The organism is Streptomyces sp. SAI-127 (assembly GCF_029894425.1).
GTDB lineage: Bacteria > Actinomycetota > Actinomycetes > Streptomycetales > Streptomycetaceae > Streptomyces.
In genome coordinates this window covers 4468000-4484157 of record NZ_JARXYJ010000001.1, presented here as the reverse complement: position 1 = coordinate 4484157, position 16158 = coordinate 4468000, and the positions used below count along the sequence as shown (strand labels likewise).

14 protein-coding genes are annotated in these 16158 nt (G+C 70.4%); 12 read left to right on the top strand and 2 right to left on the bottom strand.

Annotation, left to right across the window (positions count from 1 at the left end; translation table 11 throughout):
- Nucleotides 1-628: 628 nt before the first annotated feature.
- Together M2157_RS20350 and M2157_RS20345 are read right to left on the bottom strand one after the other, a co-directional pair.
- Complete coding sequence (locus tag M2157_RS20350) at nucleotides 629-1972, bottom strand: sensor histidine kinase (protein ID WP_280865886.1); 1344 nt, start codon at nucleotides 1970-1972, stop codon at nucleotides 629-631.
- A 112-nt stretch (nucleotides 1973-2084) separates the two neighbouring features.
- A complete protein-coding gene (locus M2157_RS20345) occupies nucleotides 2085-3308 on the bottom strand; it encodes a sensor domain-containing protein (RefSeq protein ID WP_280863136.1) in 1224 nt (407 codons plus the stop codon).
- Nucleotides 3309-3529: 221 nt separating this feature from the next.
- On the opposite strand from M2157_RS20345, the gene M2157_RS20340 reads away from it, so the two are divergent.
- The 12 genes from M2157_RS20340 (at nucleotide 3530) to M2157_RS20285 (ending at nucleotide 16146) form a co-directional block, all read left to right on the top strand.
- Nucleotides 3530-3952 (top strand): NADH-quinone oxidoreductase subunit A, encoded by a 423-nt coding sequence (locus tag M2157_RS20340; protein ID WP_057607955.1) that lies wholly within the window; start codon nucleotides 3530-3532, stop codon nucleotides 3950-3952.
- A complete protein-coding gene (locus tag M2157_RS20335; protein WP_280865885.1) occupies nucleotides 3943-4605 on the top strand; it encodes an NADH-quinone oxidoreductase subunit B family protein in 663 nt (220 codons plus the stop codon). The genes M2157_RS20340 and M2157_RS20335 overlap by 10 nt, the downstream gene beginning before the upstream one ends.
- A complete protein-coding gene (locus M2157_RS20330) occupies nucleotides 4602-6899 on the top strand; it encodes an NADH-quinone oxidoreductase subunit C (RefSeq protein ID WP_280865884.1) in 2298 nt (765 codons plus the stop codon). Before M2157_RS20335 ends, M2157_RS20330 begins: the two co-directional genes overlap by 4 nt.
- Nucleotides 6896-7864, top strand: coding sequence for a complex I subunit 1 family protein (locus M2157_RS20325; RefSeq protein ID WP_280865883.1), 969 nt, complete (start codon nucleotides 6896-6898; stop codon nucleotides 7862-7864). Before M2157_RS20330 ends, M2157_RS20325 begins: the two co-directional genes overlap by 4 nt.
- A gap of 2 nt (nucleotides 7865-7866) precedes the next feature.
- Nucleotides 7867-8436 (top strand): NADH-quinone oxidoreductase subunit I, encoded by a 570-nt coding sequence (locus M2157_RS20320; protein ID WP_280865882.1) that lies wholly within the window; start codon nucleotides 7867-7869, stop codon nucleotides 8434-8436.
- Nucleotides 8433-9143, top strand: a complete 711-nt coding sequence (locus M2157_RS20315) for an NADH-quinone oxidoreductase subunit J (RefSeq protein WP_280865881.1) — start codon at nucleotides 8433-8435, stop codon at nucleotides 9141-9143. Before M2157_RS20320 ends, M2157_RS20315 begins: the two co-directional genes overlap by 4 nt.
- Nucleotides 9143-9550 (top strand): NADH-quinone oxidoreductase subunit NuoK, encoded by a 408-nt coding sequence (gene nuoK, locus M2157_RS20310; protein WP_059204951.1) that lies wholly within the window; start codon nucleotides 9143-9145, stop codon nucleotides 9548-9550. Before M2157_RS20315 ends, nuoK begins: the two co-directional genes overlap by 1 nt.
- Nucleotides 9547-11541 carry an NADH-quinone oxidoreductase subunit L gene (locus tag M2157_RS20305; RefSeq protein WP_280865880.1) on the top strand — a complete coding sequence of 665 codons (1995 nt, stop codon included), beginning with the start codon at nucleotides 9547-9549 and terminating at the stop codon, nucleotides 11539-11541. Before nuoK ends, M2157_RS20305 begins: the two co-directional genes overlap by 4 nt.
- Before the next feature lie 6 nt (nucleotides 11542-11547).
- A complete protein-coding gene (locus tag M2157_RS20300) occupies nucleotides 11548-13122 on the top strand; it encodes an NADH-quinone oxidoreductase subunit M (RefSeq protein ID WP_280863129.1) in 1575 nt (524 codons plus the stop codon).
- A 14-nt stretch (nucleotides 13123-13136) separates the two neighbouring features.
- A complete protein-coding gene (locus M2157_RS20295; RefSeq protein WP_280868250.1) occupies nucleotides 13137-14681 on the top strand; it encodes an NADH-quinone oxidoreductase subunit N in 1545 nt (514 codons plus the stop codon).
- A gap of 212 nt (nucleotides 14682-14893) precedes the next feature.
- Nucleotides 14894-15757, top strand: a complete 864-nt coding sequence (gene htpX / locus M2157_RS20290; protein WP_280863128.1) for a zinc metalloprotease HtpX — start codon at nucleotides 14894-14896, stop codon at nucleotides 15755-15757.
- Nucleotides 15754-16146, top strand: coding sequence for a YccF domain-containing protein (locus M2157_RS20285; RefSeq protein WP_266560833.1), 393 nt, complete (start codon nucleotides 15754-15756; stop codon nucleotides 16144-16146). Before htpX ends, M2157_RS20285 begins: the two co-directional genes overlap by 4 nt.
- Nucleotides 16147-16158 lie beyond the last annotated feature (12 nt).

Here is a 16158-nt window from a genome sequence, read left to right as displayed (position 1 = left end):
ATTCCAGCATTCGGATCCGGGCGGGCGCGGGCAACGGGATTAGGCCCCAGGAATACGAACAAGGACCCGATAACACGGGGCCACACTCGACATCCGGCCATCTTCGCCACGGGGGAGTCCGCCGGGGGCGGGAGACGCCGGTGGCTTGGGGAGGGTGGGGGCGGGGTTTTGCGGGTGCCGGCCGGGTGCTTCGGAGGGCGTCGGTCTTGCAGTGGGTTCAGGGGTGCGGTCCTGGGCGGGGCGCAGGGGGTGGTTGGCCCGAGCCCCGGATGCAACCCCGGAGCGTGCGGGGGAGGGAGCCTTTGCGGGGGTTGGGGGCGGGGCTCCGGTGGGTTCAGGGGTGCAGGCCTGGCGGGGGCGGGGTGGGGAAGTCCGCGGGGGTGCGGGGCGGAGCCCTGGCGGCCGCGGGGAAGCCCCGGGCGGCTCGGGGCGGGGTCCCGGCGGAGTGCAGAGGGTGCAGCCCTGTGGGCAAGGGGTAAGAGGGCGGCCGCACCCCTAGGCGGAGTCCGCCCGGGGCTGACCCGCGCAGTCGCCCTCGCGGGCGAAGGGGCGGCAGCCCAAGGGGATGGGAATGGGTGAGGGCGGCGAGGGCGAAAACGACCCCCACCGCCCTCTCACTCGGTACCCGTCACACCCGCTCGCTCCGCCACGGCAACTCCGCCGTCACGCGCGTGGGCCCCCCGACCGGCGAATCCACCACCAGGATCCCGTCCACCGCGTCCAGCCGCTCCGCCAACCCCGCAAGCCCGGACCCGGAGGACACATCCGCCCCACCGACCCCGTTGTCCACGACCTGCAGCATCAACCGGTTCTCCACCCGCCACACATCCACCGCGGCGAGCGTCGCCCGAGAGTGCTTGCTGATGTTCTGCAACAGCTCCGACACCGTGAAGTACGCGATCCCCTCGATCGCCGGCGCAGGCCGGGCCGGAAGATCCACCTCCACCTGCACCGGCACCGTGCACCGGGAAGCCACCGCCGACAGCGCGGCGTCCAGCCCCCGGTCGGTCAGCACCGCCGGATGAATCCCCCGCGCCAGATCCCGCAGCTCCTGAAGCGCCGTCTTCACCTCACCGTGCGCCTCGTCCACCATCCGCGCCGCTGCGGCAGGATCCTCCGTGAGCTTCTCCTTCGCCAGCCCCAGATCCATGGCCAGCGCCACCAGCCGAGCCTGCGCCCCGTCGTGCAGATCCCGCTCGATCCGACGCAGATCCGCGGCCGCCGTGTCCACCACGACCCCCCGGTCGGACTCCAGCTCCACCACCCGCGCCGACAGCCGGGTCGGCCCGAGCAGCCCGTGCACCATCGCCCGGTCCACCGTCGTCAGTGCCCGCACGATCCACGGCGTGGCCAGCGTGAACAACAGTCCCACCAGCGCGGTCACACCGATCTCGAACGGGTTGTCCAGGTAGATGTGGTGGGTCTGGTCGCCGTAGAGCTGAAGCCCGTCCTGACCGACGTACGCCGGGAAGACCCAGAACCACAGCGGATACGTCAGCAGCGCCCAGCCGTACACCCAGAAGTTCACCGCGACGACGAACGAGAACGTCGCCCACGGCAGATGCAGCACCGAGTACAGCAGAGTCCGCCACGACGTCCCGCTCTTGAGCACCGCCCCCACCCACGCCATGAACCCGGACTTCCGCATCCTGAGCGGCTCCGGATCCCCGACCTCCAGACCCAGCAGCCCCCGAGCCCGCGCCCGCTCCAGCGCGCCGAGCCCACGGCATCCGGCGAGCCCGGCCGCGAAGACCGGAATCCCGAGGAAGGTCACGAGGAGGCCCGCGCCGAGCGAGATCATCGTGACGGCGTACGTGAACATCACGATGCTGATCGGCAGGCTCAGCAGCACATAGCCGAACTCCCGCCAGGTCCGCCCCTCGAACGGCGCCCGCAGCCCGGCCGGCACCCGGTGCCGCCGTACCGTCTCGGGGAACCCGAGCCCACTGTCGTACCCGTAGTCCGTGGCCATCGACGTCGTCCTTCTTCTCTCGTCCCGCGCCTGTGGTGTCGTATCTCCACCCTGCTGGGCCGCAGCTCAACGGACCATGGAGTCCGTCGGCCTCTTGAAAGGGGGGTTTTCCCTACCCCTTGTCCAGGCCACGGTCCCGCCACGGCAGCTCCGCCGTGACGACCGTCGGACCGCCCGGCGGCGAGTCGATGACGAACAGCCCGTCGACCGCGTCAAGGCGCTCCGCGAGCCCGCGCATACCGGTGCCGCCGTCGAGCCGGGCTCCGCCGCGGCCGTCGTCCCACACCTGGATGAGCAGCCGGTTCTCCGAGCGCCACACGTCGACCGACGCCGACCGGGCCCCGCTGTGCTTGCTGACGTTCTGGAGCAGCTCGGAGACGGTGAAGTAGGCGATCCCCTCGATCGCCTGGACCGGGCGCGCGTCGAGGTCGGCGGTCACCTTCACCGGGACCGTGCACCGCGAGGCGACACTGGACAGCGCCGCGTCGAGGCCTCGGTCGGTCAGTACGGCCGGATGGATGCCCCGCGCCAGATCCCGCAGCTCCTGAAGCGCCAGCTTCACCTCGCCGTGCGCCTCTTCGACCATCGCCTGCGCGTACTCGGGGTCCTCCAGGAGCTTCTCCTTCGCGAGGCCGAGACCCATGGCCAGGTTGACCAGCCGGGCCTGCGCCCCGTCGTGCAGATCGCGCTCGATACGCCGTAGATCGGCGGCGGCCGTGTCGACCACGACCCCCCGGTCGGACTCCAGTTCGGCGATACGGCGTTCCAGCTCGTCGGAGGGCGACAGCAGACCGCGCACCATCACCCGGTCCACGTTGGCGAGCCCCCGCGCGATGAACGGCAGGACCGGCCACAGCACGAACAACGAGGTCAGCGTGATGGTGAAGGTCAGCACCCCCCAGGGCAGCCGGATGAAGTCGTACAGCACCGTCCGCCAGCCCACGGGGTCCTTCACCCCCATCCACAGCTGGGCGAAGAAGCCGTTGCCGCCGTTCTTGGTGCGCCACGGCAGACGGCTCGGTTCGTCCACCCGCACTCCGAGCAGCGCCCGGGCCCGCGCCCGCTCCAGCTTGCCCAGCTGCCGCGCGCCCAGCAGACCCGCCGCGAGCAACGGGAATCCGATCACCGTGACGGTCAGCCAGAAACCGGTGAACAGCACCGTCACGACGTAGGTGAAGCCGAGGATCGACACCGGAAGGTTCGCCAGGAGATGCGCGATCTCCTTCCAGGTGTGCGAGTCGTAGGCGAAACGGGCCGGCGGCGGCCGGCCGTCGTCGGTTCCGCCGTGTCTGCCGGTGGTCACGGCGCGGCTCGGGGACGAATGGCGTTCGGTCATATGGGCTAGCGTGCCGCCCCGGACCGCCGCGCGCCATGAGGCGGGCCGCCGCGGCTTACTGGGGAAAACCCCACCCCGGCCTTTCGGATGACTTTCCCGCGGTGACGGGCTGCTTACCGTCCCTTTATCAGGGCCTAGACTCCGGTGCGTACAGATCGTCGAACAGTGTTGTTCAGCGTAAGCACTGTGTTCAGCGTGCTCACAGGGAGTGAGGGGCGGACGTGCCGGAACCGACCGTCGTCGATGCAACCGTCGTCGATCCGACCGTCGTCGCGGCGGACTACTTCCAGTCGTACTCGGTCGTCGGACTGCTCGCCGTCGTCGGCGTGCTGTTCGTCGCGGTCGCCTTCGGCGCCGGCCGTCTGCTGCGACCCGTGGTGCCCACCCCCGAGAAGCTCCTGACGTACGAGTGCGGAGTCGACCCCGTCGGCGAGGGCTGGGCCCACACCCAGGTCCGCTACTACGTCTACGCCTTCCTCTACGTCATCTTCGCCGTCGACTCGATCTTCCTGTTCCCCTGGGCGACGGTCTTCGCGGCTCCCGGCTACGGCGCGACGACCCTCGTCGAGATGTTCATCTTCCTCGGTTTCCTCGCCGTGGGTTTGCTGTACGCGTACAAGAAGGGTGTCCTGACATGGACGTGAACCCTGCGGTCGACTCCGCTGTCACGGGGCCCGTTCTGCTCCCGGAGCCGCAACGGCTGGGCGCCCTCGCCCGCCTCGCCCCCGAGCCGATGAAGGTGATCCTCAACTGGGGCCGCCGGTACTCCCTGTGGGTCTTCAACTTCGGTCTCGCCTGCTGTGCCATCGAGTTCATCGCCGCCTCGATGGCCCGCCACGACTTCATCCGCCTCGGCGTGATCCCCTTCGCACCGGGCCCGCGACAGGCCGACCTGATGGTCGTCTCCGGCACGGTCACGGACAAGATGGCACCGGCGGTGAAACGTCTGTACGAGCAGATGCCCGAGCCCAAGTACGTCATCTCCTTCGGCGCCTGCTCCAACTGCGGCGGCCCGTACTGGGACTCGTACTCCGTGACGAAGGGCGTCGACCAGATCATCCCCGTCGACGTCTACGTCCCCGGCTGCCCGCCCCGCCCCGAGGCCCTGCTCCAGGGAATCCTGAAGCTCCAGGAGAAGATCGCCCGGGAGTCGCTGGAGGAGCGGTACGGGTCGTCCACGGCGCGTCCGTCGGCGGCTGCGCTGCAGAGCGGGTTGGTCAAGCCTCCTGGGCCTGCGTCGTCTTCGTCTTCGTCTCCGGCTTCGTCTTCGTCTGCGGGCGAGGGGGAGTCACAGTGACCGCCGTCGGTTGGCTCCCCGCGCCCGCAGAGGAACTCTTCGGCCCCGAGGCCGGCGCCGAGGAGTCCTACGAGGTCCTGACCGTGGACGTCCCGCCCACGACCTGGCTCACGGCACTGCGCGTCGCCCGCGACGAACTGGGCTGCACCTACTTCGACTGGCTCAGCGCCGTCGACGAACCGGGCACCGGCTTCCGCGTGGCGGCCCACGTGGCGGCACTCTCCCCGGTACGACGCCTGCTCCTGCGTACGACGATCCCCCACGAGACCCCGGTGCTGCCCACCGCCGTCGACATCTACGCGGGTGCCGCCTGGCACGAGCGCGAGACCCACGAGATGTTCGGCGTCACCTTCGAGGGCCACCCCTCCCTGAACCACCTCCTCCTGCCGGAAACCTTCGAGGGCCACCCCCTCCGCAAGGACTTCGTCCTGGCCGCCCGCGTCGCCAAGGCCTGGCCCGGCGCCAAGGAACCGGGCGAGTCCGAACACGGCGGCCCCAAACGCCGCCAGATGCTCCCCCCGGGAGTCCCCGACCCCAACGAATGGGGCCCCCTGAAGGGCCAACTCCCCCCGGCCCCGACCCGCCCGACCCGCACGGCAGGCCGCCCGACCGAACGCCCACCCCGAGCCACGGGCGACCGCCCGGTCCGCCGGGCACGTTCGGCGGCGGAGGGTTCGGCGAGTCAGGCGGAGGTGTCTGGGGCGCCGAGTGCGTCGGATGCGGCGGGCGGCTCGGGGGCCGGGCCGCGGAGGGCACGTTCGGCGGCGGAGGGTTCGGCGAGTCAGGCGGAGGTGTCTGGGGCGTCGGATGCGGCGGGCGCTGAGGGGGCCGGTTCGCGGCGGGCGCGTTCAGCGAGTCAGGCGGAGGTTTCCGGGGCATCGGATGCGGCCGGGGCTCCGGGGGCGGGTTCGCCGCGGGCGCGTACGGCGTCCGAGGGTTCGGCGAGCCAGACCAAGCCCGGGGCGACGGAGGGGGCTCCCACCGCCTCGCCGACTGGCGTGACCCGGCGCTCACGTAGCGCTGCGCAGGGCTCGGCCAGCCAGGCGGCACCGGATGCCGAAGACACCGGCGCCGGTTCCGCAGTCCCAGCCAGCGGCGCACCCGAGTCCGAAGCTCCAGCAACCGGCTTGCCCGCGTCCTCGTCGGACACTCAGGGGAAGGGTTCGCCCGCCCCCGCCTCGGACACTCAGGGGGAGGGTTCGCCCGCCCCCGCCTCGGACTCCCCTGCGGCGTCTGCCCCGGCACCTCAGCGTTCGGGAGCGACGGGCGGTGCACCGGCCGGACCTCGCCGGGCGCGTACCGCCTCGAGCGGTTCCGCGAGTCAGCGCGCCGCGGAGGCCCAGACCGAGCCGTCGACCGACGACGCGAGCACCAACCCCGCGCCGCCGAAGCCCCCCACCACCCCTCGCAGCCCGGACGCACCGTGGCACCACGCCCGCCCGGCCTTCGACGACCCGGAACCGCATCGGCCTCCCACGAGCGGGGATGCTGGTGACTCCGAGCGGTCTCCCACACTCGGGGATGCTGGTGACTCCGAGCGGTCTCCCACACTCGGGGACCCCGGTGACTCCGAGCGGTCTCCCACACTCGGGGATGCCGGTGACTCCGAGCGGTCTCCCACACTCGGGGACCCCGGACACTCCGAGCTACCTTCCCCATCCGGGGACAGCGGAGTCTCCGAGCGACCCGAGGACAGCGGAGTCTCCAAGCACCCCGAAGGCCGCGAGGTCTCCGAACGCCCCGAGGAGCCCGAGGCGCGCAAGGCCTCCCAGAAGCCCACGGTTTCGGGAGCCTCCACGGCCCCAGAAGGCCCCGGAGGTTCCGAAGGCCTCGGGGTTCGGGAGGAGCCGTCGGCTTCCGGTGGACGCGGGGTTCGGGAGGAGCCGTCGGCTTCCGGTGGACGCGGGGTTCGGGAGGAGCCGTCGCCTTCCGGTGGACGCGGGGTTCGGGAGGAGCCGTCGGCTTCCGGTGGCAGCGAGGTTCCGGAAGGGCCGCCGGCTTCCGATGGTCCCGAGGTTCCGGAGAAGCCGCCGGCTTCCGAGGAGCCGACCTCCGAGGAGTCCACGACCTCCGAGGGATCCAAGGCCCCCGAGCAGCCCCAGACTCCCGGGCGCCCCCCGACTTCCGAGGTTCCTGAGGCTCCCGAGGACTCCCAGGACCCGCCACGCCCCGATGGCACCGACCCGAGCCCCGACCGCGCCACCCAGGCCTCCGAGGACCCGGACCCTGACAAGCCCTCCACCCCCGACACGCCCACCCCCCATCCCGACAAGCCCGCTGGAGGCCCGCAGTGAACGACGCTCTCGACGTCGCCCTGCGACTCCTGATCGTCTTCGTCGTCTTCCTCACCTTCCCCTTGATCATCGGTCAGACCGAGCACAAGGTGATGGCCCACATGCAGGGCCGCCTGGGCCCGATGTACGCCGGCGGCTTCCACGGCTGGGCCCAACTCGTAGCGGACGGCGTGAAGTTCGCCCAGAAGGAAGACGTCGTACCGGCGGGCGCGGACCGCCGTATCTTCCAACTCGCTCCCGCCGTCGCCCTCCTGCCCTACCTCCTCGTCCTCCTCGCCATCCCGATCGGCCCCGGCGAGGGCGCCGTCGGCGAGGTCGTCGACGCCGGCGTGTTCTTCGTGCTCGCCGTGATGGGCGTGGGCGTCCTCGGCTCCCTCATGGCCGGCTGGGCCTCCGCCAACAAGTTCTCCCTCCTCGGCGGCCTGCGCACGGCCGCACAGCTCCTCGCCTACGAACTCCCGATGCTGCTCACCGCCGCCTCGGTGGCGATGGCGGCCGGTACCGTCTCCCTCCCCGGCATCCTCGACGCCTTCGAGTGGTGGTGGCTGCCCTGGCAGATCGTCGGCGCGATCGTCTTCTTCGTCGCCGGTCTCGCCGAACTCCAGCGCCCTCCCTTCGACATGCCGGTGGCTGACTCGGAGATCATCTTCGGCGCCTACACCGAGTACACCGGCCTGCGTTTCGCCCTGTTCCTCCTAGCCGAGTACGCCGGAATCGTCGTCCTGTGCGGCCTGACCACCGTCCTCTTCCTGGGCGGCTGGCACGGCCCATGGGGCGCCGACGGGCTCGGCTGGGTCTGGACCCTCCTCAAGGCGGCCGTGCTTGCCTTCGTCGTCATCTGGCTCCGCGTGACCTATCCCCGCCTGCGCGAGGACCAGCTCCAGAAACTCTCCTGGACCCTCCTCGTCCCCCTCTCCCTCGCCCAGATCGCCCTCACCGGCATCGTCAAGGTGGTGATCCAGTAACCATGGCCCCCATTCCTGGCTCGGGTCTGGCCAAGGGCCTGGCCGTCACCCTGCGCACGATGACGAAGAAGACCGTCACCGAGCAGTACCCCGACGCCCAGCCCGACCTCCCGCCCCGCACCCGTGGCGTGATCGGCCTGTTCGAGGAGAACTGCACGGTCTGCATGCTGTGCGCCCGTGAGTGCCCCGACTGGTGCATCTACATCGACTCCCACAAGGAGACGGTCCCGGCGGCGACCCCCGGTGGCCGCGAACGCAGCCGCAACGTCCTCGACCGCTTCGCCATCGACTTCTCCCTCTGCATGTACTGCGGTATCTGCATCGAGGTGTGTCCTTTCGACGCCCTGTTCTGGTCCCCCGAGTTCGAGTACGCCGAGACCGACATCCGCGACCTCACCCACGAGCGGGACAAGCTCCGCGAGTGGATGTGGACCGTCCCGGCCCCACCGGCCCTCGACCCCGGCGCGGAGGAACCGAAGGAGATCGCCACCGCCCGCAAGACTGCCGAGAAGCTGGCGGCGACCCAGGCCGAGCCGACCCCGTCGGCCGACCCTCAGGGGGAAGAGTCGTGACCCTCGCCCAGGCAGCGCACGGCTTCCTCTCCCCGACCGGCGTCGAGATCGCCTTCCTGCTCGTCGGCCTGGTGACCTTCGGAGCCGCGATCATCACCGTCACCACCAAGCAGCTGGTACACGCCGCCCTGTGGCTGGTGGTGGCCCTCGGAGGCCTCGCCGTCGAATACCTTCTGCTCACCGCCGAATTCATCGCGTGGGTGCAGGTCCTCATCTACGTCGGCTCCGTCGTCGTCCTCCTTCTGTTCGGTCTGATGCTCACCAGGGCCCCCATCGGCCGCTCCCCGGACGCCGACTCCGGCAACCGCTGGGCCGCCCTCGTCGTGGCCCTTGCCGCAGCGGCCGCTCTGGTCTGGGTGGTCGTCGACGCCTTCCGCACCACCTGGATCGACCTGGACGGCCCCGCCGCCGGCTCCACCGAGGCAACCGGCTCGAGCCTCTTCCAGAACTGGGTTCTCCCCTTCGAGGCCCTCTCCGTCCTGCTCCTCGCGGCGCTGGTCGGCGCGATCGTCCTGTCCCGCAAGGCGAAGGCGGAGTCGAGCTCTCCCCCTGTGAACTCCCGAGCCACGACCGGTAGTTCCCCATCCGTCCCCGATTCCCGTAATCACACGATCGGGCGAAATGAGCCGGTCGCGGGAACCGGGTCGGCCAAGGGAGCCGAGTCGGCCAGGGGAACCGAGTCGACCGAGCAGGAAGGCGCCCGCTGATGCACCTCGCCTATCCCGCCGTACTCTCCGCCCTCCTCTTCTGCACCGGCCTCTACGGCGTCCTGGCCCGCCGCAACGCGATCCTCGTCCTGATGTCGGTCGAGCTGATGCTCAACGCCGTCAACCTGAACCTGGTCGCCTTCGACGTCTGGCTCAGCAGGGCTGCCGAGGAGACCCTGCACTCCGGCCAGGCCCTGACCCTGTTCACCATCGCCATCGCCGCCGCCGAGATCGGCATCGGCCTCGCGATCGTCCTCGCCGTCCACCGCAACCGCGGCACCGCCGACATCGACAAGCTCCGCGACACGGCCGAGGGCCACGACCCCGACACCTCCGACGACGACGCCCGCACGGCCGAACAGGCCGCAGAGTCCGGGCGGACCGGGAAGGCTGAGGCCACCGCGTGACCACGACCACCCTCGCCGTCCTCGTCCCCCTCCTTCCCTTCCTGGGCGCCGTGGCCGGCCTGCTCCTGGGCCGCACCGCCCCCGGCTTCGTCCGCCCGCTCGCCATCCTGCCGCCCCTGGCCGCTCTTGCGCTCGCCGCGGTGGTCGCCGTACGCCAGGGCGGCGACCAGACGGTGAACGCCGCCACCGAACTCACCCCGACCGGCTCGGTCCCGATCGAACTCGCCCTGTACATCGACGGCTTCGCCGCCCTCGTCGCCGTCCTTGTCGCCTTCGTCGCCACCTGTGTGCAGATCTACTCGACCGGCTATCTGCGCGACGACCCGCGCTACCCCTCCTACGCCGCTCTCGTCTCCCTCTTCACCTCCGCGATGCTGCTCGTCGTCTACTCGGGCGACCTGATCGTGCTGCTGGTCGGCTGGGAGATCATGGGCATCTGCTCGTACTTCCTGGTCGGCCACTACTGGGAGACCCCGGAGGCCCGCGCCGCCTCCCTCAAGGCATTCCTGGTGACCAAGCTCGGTGACGTCCCCTTCCTGATCGGCCTCTTCGCCCTGGCCACCGACGCCGGCTCCTTCCGGATCACGAAGGTCCTCGACGCCGTTGCGCACGGCGCACTCGACCACCCGACCCTGATCGCCCTGCTCCTCCTCGCGGGCGTGGCGGGCAAGTCGGCGCAGTTCCCGCTGCACACCTGGCTCCCCGACGCGATGGCGGGCCCCACGCCCGTCTCCGCGCTGATCCACGCCGCGACGATGGTTGCCGCCGGTGTCTACTTCATCGCCCGTCTCCTCCCGGTCTTCGAGGCCTCCCAGGCCGCGATGGTGGTCCTCGCCGTCATGGCCGCCGTCACGATGATCGGTTCGGGTCTCGCCGCGCTCGCCCAGGACGACATCAAGCGTGTCCTCGCCTACTCGACGATCGGCCAGCTCGGCTACATGACCGGCGCTCTCGCCGTCGGCGACCGCGGTGCCGCCGTCTTCCACCTCCTGTCCCACGGCGCCTTCAAGGCGCTGCTGTTCCTCGCGGCCGGCGTGATCATCCACGCCGCCGGCACCAACTCACTGGCCGCCATGTCCCGTATGAAGGACCTGAGCGCCCGTGTCCCCGACGCCTACTGGACGATGACCGTGGCGCTCCTCGCGCTCGCCGCGATCCCGCCCTTCAGCGGCTTCTTCTCCAAGGAGTCCGTCCTCGGCGCGGCGGAGCACGTCGCCACCGGCCACACCGAAAACGCCCCCGGCGCCGCAGGCTGGATCACCCTCGTCGCCGGCCTCCTCACGGCCCTGCTCACAGCCGCGTACGCGACGCGGCTGTGGCTGCTCGCCTTCCGCGGGCAGGGCACCGAAGCCCCCGACCACGGACGCCAGCCGCTGACGATGACGGTGGTCCTCTGGGTCCTCGCGGCCCCGTCCCTCGCCCTCGGCGCGTTCTCCTACCGCGTGCTGCCCGACTGGTTCGACGGCCGCGACCTCACCCCGACCCTCACCACCTCCGTCGTCGGCACGGGCGTGGCCCTGATCGGCGGCCTCGTCACCTACGCGGCCTGGCGGCACACCAGTGCGGTCACGGCCCGCGTCCCGCTGGGTGCGGTTGCCGCCCACCCCGAGGGCGACGCCGGACTGGTCGAGGCCGAGGCCATCGCCACCCACGAGCCCGCATACGGAGACCTGGCCTACGCGCCCGACCCCGCGGACCCCGGACGGTTGCTGCTCGGCCCACTGCACCGCCACGCGGCCGTCGGCTTCCACATGGACGCCCTGTACACGGCCGCCTTCGTCCGCCCGGTCCAGGCCGGAGCCACCCTCGTCCGGTTCCTGGACCGCGAAGTCGTCGAGACCTACGTGCGCGGCGCGGGAACGCTGCCCCGCTGGCTTGGCACCGCCGTACGACGGGCCCAGACCGGCAATCTGCAGACCTATGTGAGCGCGCTGCTCGCCGGCACCGTCGTCCTCGCGGTCGCCGTCGTCCTCGTCGCCACGGGAGCGTGAGCAGGCGTGATCGATATCAACGAGTCCGTGATGCAGTTCCTTCTGGCGTTCGTCGTGGCCGGCCCGCTCCTCGGCGCCGTCACGGCTCTGCTGCCGGCCCCACCGGGACTGAAGGGAAAGTCACCTGACCAGGCCGTACTGCGGCACGGCGTCACGGTCACCGGCGTGATCCTCATCGCCGCGATCGTCCTGGCGCTGGGCTTCGACCACGACCATCCGTCGAAGATGCAGGCCACGACCGACATCAGCTGGATCCCCGCACTCGACGTGCGCATCCACCTCGGCATCGACGGCATCTCCCTCCCTCTTCTGGTCCTGACCGCGCTGCTGACCTTCCTTTGCGCGCTCTACTCGTACTTCAAGATGCCCGCAGGCCCCACCCCGAAGGCGTTCGTCGCACTGCTGCTCATGCTCGAGTCCGGCACCCTCGCGACCTTCGCCGTCCTCGATCTGCTGCTGTTCTTCCTCGCGTTCGAGATGGTGCTCATCCCGATGTACTTCCTCATCGCCCGCTGGGGCGGCGAGGACCGCCAGGCCGCCGCCTGGCGCTTCATCCTCTACACACTGCTCGGCTCGGTCGTCATGCTGCTCGGCCTGCTCCTGATCGGGATCAAGGCAGGCACATTCGACATGGTGGCACTCGCCACTGACAACGGCCGGTCGCTGTCCTCATCCGTGCAGGTCATCGCCGTTCTGGCGATCGGGATCGGGCTCGCGGTCAAGACCCCGATGTGGCCGCTGCACAGCTGGCTGCCCGACGCCCACACCGCCGCGCCGACCGTCGGCTCGGTCCTGCTGGCCGGCGTCCTGCTGAAGATGGGTACATACGGGTTCGTCCGGATTTTGCTGCCGATCGCCCCCGACGGCTTCCGCGACTTCGCGCCCTACCTCGCCGCTTTCGCCGTGGTCGGGATCATCTACGGATCCCTGGCCTGCCTCGCCCTGGCCAAGCGGGGCGCGAAGGGCGATCTCAAGCGCCTCATCGCCTACTCCTCCGTCGGCCACATGGGCTTCGTCCTGCTCGGCATCGCCACCATGACCCCGACCGGCGTGAACGGCGCCCTGTTCGCCAACATCGCCCACGGCCTCATCACCGGCCTCCTGTTCTTCCTGGTAGGCGCCCTGAAGGACCGCACCGGCACCACCGACCTCGACACCTTGGCCGAAGAGACCGGCGCCGCCCTGTACGGCAAGGCCCCGCGCCTCGGCGGCCTGCTGGCCTTCGCTGCGGTCGCCTCGCTCGGCCTGCCCGGCCTCGCCGGATTCTGGGGCGAGATGCTGGCCCTGTTCGGCGCCTTCAAGCCCGCCGACGACCTCAGCCGCCCCGCCTTCCTCACTTTCATGGCGATCGGCGCGTTCGGCACCCTCCTGACGGCCGCTTACATGCTCGTCGTGGTCCGCCGCGTCTGCATGGGCGCCGTACCCCAGGACGCCCCCCAGTTCGCCGACGTCCACACGTACGAGTTCGCGGCCTGGACGCCGCTCGTCGCCCTCACCGTCGCGGCGGGCCTGTGGCCGAAGGCCCTCCTCGGCCTCACCGACCCGGCCGTCCAGCAGCTCCTCGCAGGAGGCACCCGATGAGCACCCTGGCCGCCATGGCTCAGCCATTGGCTTCGTCGGCCGAAACGCTGCCCGCGACGGCCGCGAACGTCGTGCAGTCCGTCGACTGGCTGGCGATCGCGCCACCCACCCTCGCGGCGGTCGTCGGACTCGTCGTTCTCGTCGCAGACCTGTTCGTCGGCGAGCAGCGGAAAGCCCTGCTCGGGTGGGTCTCGGTCGCGGGCCTGGCAGCCTCCGTGCTCCTGCTGCTGCCTCTCCTGGACGGCGACCGCAGCACCTTCTGCCTGACCGGCGACGCCGACGTGTGCAGCTACGCGGCCGACCGCTTCACGCTCGTCATCCAGTTCCTCGTCCTTGGCGGCGCCCTTCTGGCGGCCCTCCTGTCGGTCACCACCCTCAAGGACGCCGACAAGAGACTCCCCGAAGGGGAGTACTGGTTCCTGCTGCTCTCCTCTGCCGCCGGCGCCGCACTCCTGCCCGCCTCCCGCGATCTGGCGACCCTCGTCGTCGCCCTGGAAGTCGCCTCCCTGCCCGCCTTCGCCCTCGTCGGCATCCGGCATGGCGACAGGAAGTCATCCGAAGCGGCCCTGAAGTTCTTCCTGTCCTCCGTCACCGCGACCGCGGTCAGCCTCATGGGCATCAGCTTCGTGTACGCCTCCACGGGCACCCTCTACCTCACACAGGTCGCCGACCGCATTCAGAACGTCGACGGACAGCTCCACACCCTCGTCCAGACCGGCGTCGTCCTCACCCTCGTCGGCTTCGCCTTCAAGACGGCTGCCGTCCCCTTCCACTTCTGGGTGCCCGACACCTACGTCGGCGCACCCCTCCCGATCGCCGCCTACTTGTCGGTCGTCGGCAAAACGGTCGGCTTCTCCGGCCTGATCCTCGTCACCGTCGTCGCTCTGCCGTCGTACGCGGACGTCTGGGGCCCGGCGCTCGCCGCGCTCGCCGCCCTCACCATGACCGTCGGCAACGTCGGCGCCCTCCGACAGCAGGCCACGCGCGCGTACAGCGCCGTACGGCTGCTCGCCTGGTCCTCCGTCGGCCAGGCCGGCTACCTCCTCGTCCCGATCGCTGCCGCCGCGTACTCCGACGACGCCGAACGGTCCGTCGGCTCCACCGTCGCCTACGCCCTCATGTACGCCGCCGTGAACCTCGGCGCCTTCGCGGTGGCCGCGCTGGTGGGCCGAACGAGGGCAGCGAACCGCATCACCGACTACCGCGGCCTCTATGCGACCAACCCGCTCGCCGCCCTCCTGCTGGCCTTCTTCCTGCTCTGCCTGGCAGGGCTGCCGCCGGGCATCATCGGCCTGTTCGCCAAGGTCACCGTCTTCTCGGCGGCCGTGGACGCGGGCCTCGGATGGCTCGCCGTGGTCATGGCCGTCAACGTCGTGATCGCGCTCTTCTACTACCTCCAGTGGACGACGCTGCTGTTCAGGGCCCCCGACGGCGAACCCGCCGCGCACCGCGTCCCCGCCCCCCTCACCGCCGCGCTCGCCCTGACCGGCGTCCTCGGCGTCGCCCTCTCGGGCGCGCCCCAGCTGGTGCTGCGCTTCACCGACACCGGACTCTTCTGAACCGGCCCTCCCGAATGTGAACAGCCGCCCTTGAACCATCACCCGGACGGCCCACCTGGGCCTCCGCGCGCACAAGGGAACTAGTGACCCTCGCCTGGCGTTGAGCAAAACGGGAGGGTCCACTGGACGTGACATCACGGACGGTGGCATCGGAAGACATCGGAGATCAGCAAGCAAAGGGTTCCCCTGCTGCACCACTTGGAGGGCGTACCGTGCACCGCCGGCACAACGGGCTCAGGACCGCAGTCCTCCTCGGGGGACTGTCCGCACTCATCATCGTCATCGGCAGCTTTTTCGGCCGTATGGGGCTGGTTGTGGCCGTCCTGATCGCGCTGGGCACCAACGCGTACGCGTACTGGAACAGCGACAAGCTGGCTCTACGCGCGATGCGTGCCCGCCCGGTGAGCGAGTTCGAGGCACCGGCCCTGTACCGCATGGTCCGCGACCTCTCCACCCAGGCCCGTCAGCCCATGCCGCGCCTGTACATCTCGCCGACCGAGGCACCCAACGCCTTCGCGACCGGCCGCAATCCGCGCAACGCCGCTGTGTGCTGCACCGACGGCATCCTGCGCATCCTGGACGAGCGCGAACTGCGCGGTGTCATCGGCCACGAACTCAGCCATGTCTACAACCGCGACATCCTGATCTCGTCGGTCGCCGGCGCCCTCGCCTCCGTGATCATGTTCCTGGTCAACTTCGCATGGCTGATCCCGATCGGCCGCTCCGACGACGATGACGGCCCGGGCCTCCTGGGCATGCTGATGATCATGATCCTCGGGCCGCTCGCGGCCGGCCTCATCCAGATGGCCATCAGCCGCTCCAGGGAGTACGAGGCAGACGCGTCCGGCGCCCAGCTCACCGGCGACCCCCTCGCGCTCGCCAGCGCCCTGCGCAAGCTCGAAATGGGCACCAAACAACTGCCGTTGCCCCCCGAACCGCGCATCGAGACCGCTAGCCACATGATGATCGCGAACCCCTTCCGCCCTGGCCAGGGACTGTCCAAGATGTTCTCGACGCACCCGCCGATGGCGGAGCGCATCGCCCGGCTCGAGAAGATGGCAGGTCGCCCCCAGTGAAAACCATCCTGAACGTCATTTGGCTCGTCCTGAGCGGCTTCTGGCTGTTCCTCGCCTACCTGGCCGCGGGCGCGCTGCTCTGCATCACCATCATCGGCATCCCGTTCGGCCTAGCGGCCTTCCGCATCGGCGTCTACGCCCTGTGGCCCTTCGGGTACACCACGGTCGAGCGCCGCGACGCGGGCGCACCCTCCTGCGTCGGCAACGTCCTGTGGCTGGTCCTCGCCGGCTGGTGGCTGGCCCTGGGCCACATCGCGACGGGCCTCGTCCTCTGCGTCACGATCATCGGTATCCCGTTCGGCATCGCCAACTTCAAGCTGATCCCGGTGTCCCTGTTCCCACTGGGCCGCGAAATCGTCCCCACGGACGAGCCGTTCGCGACCCGCTGACGGACGGACCGG

Coding starts and splice junctions, on each gene's coding strand:
- M2157_RS20350 (WP_280865886.1), bottom strand. CDS start 1,972: ATGGCCACGGACTACGGGTACGACAGTGGGCTCGGGTTCCCCGAGACG.
- M2157_RS20345 (WP_280863136.1), bottom strand. CDS start 3,308: ATGACCGAACGCCATTCGTCCCCGAGCCGCGCCGTGACCACCGGCAGA.
- M2157_RS20335 (WP_280865885.1), top strand. CDS start 3,943: ATGGACGTGAACCCTGCGGTCGACTCCGCTGTCACGGGGCCCGTTCTG.
- M2157_RS20320 (WP_280865882.1), top strand. CDS start 7,867: ATGGCCCCCATTCCTGGCTCGGGTCTGGCCAAGGGCCTGGCCGTCACC.
- nuoK (WP_059204951.1), top strand. CDS start 9,143: ATGCACCTCGCCTATCCCGCCGTACTCTCCGCCCTCCTCTTCTGCACC.
- M2157_RS20295 (WP_280868250.1), top strand. CDS start 13,137: ATGGCTCAGCCATTGGCTTCGTCGGCCGAAACGCTGCCCGCGACGGCC.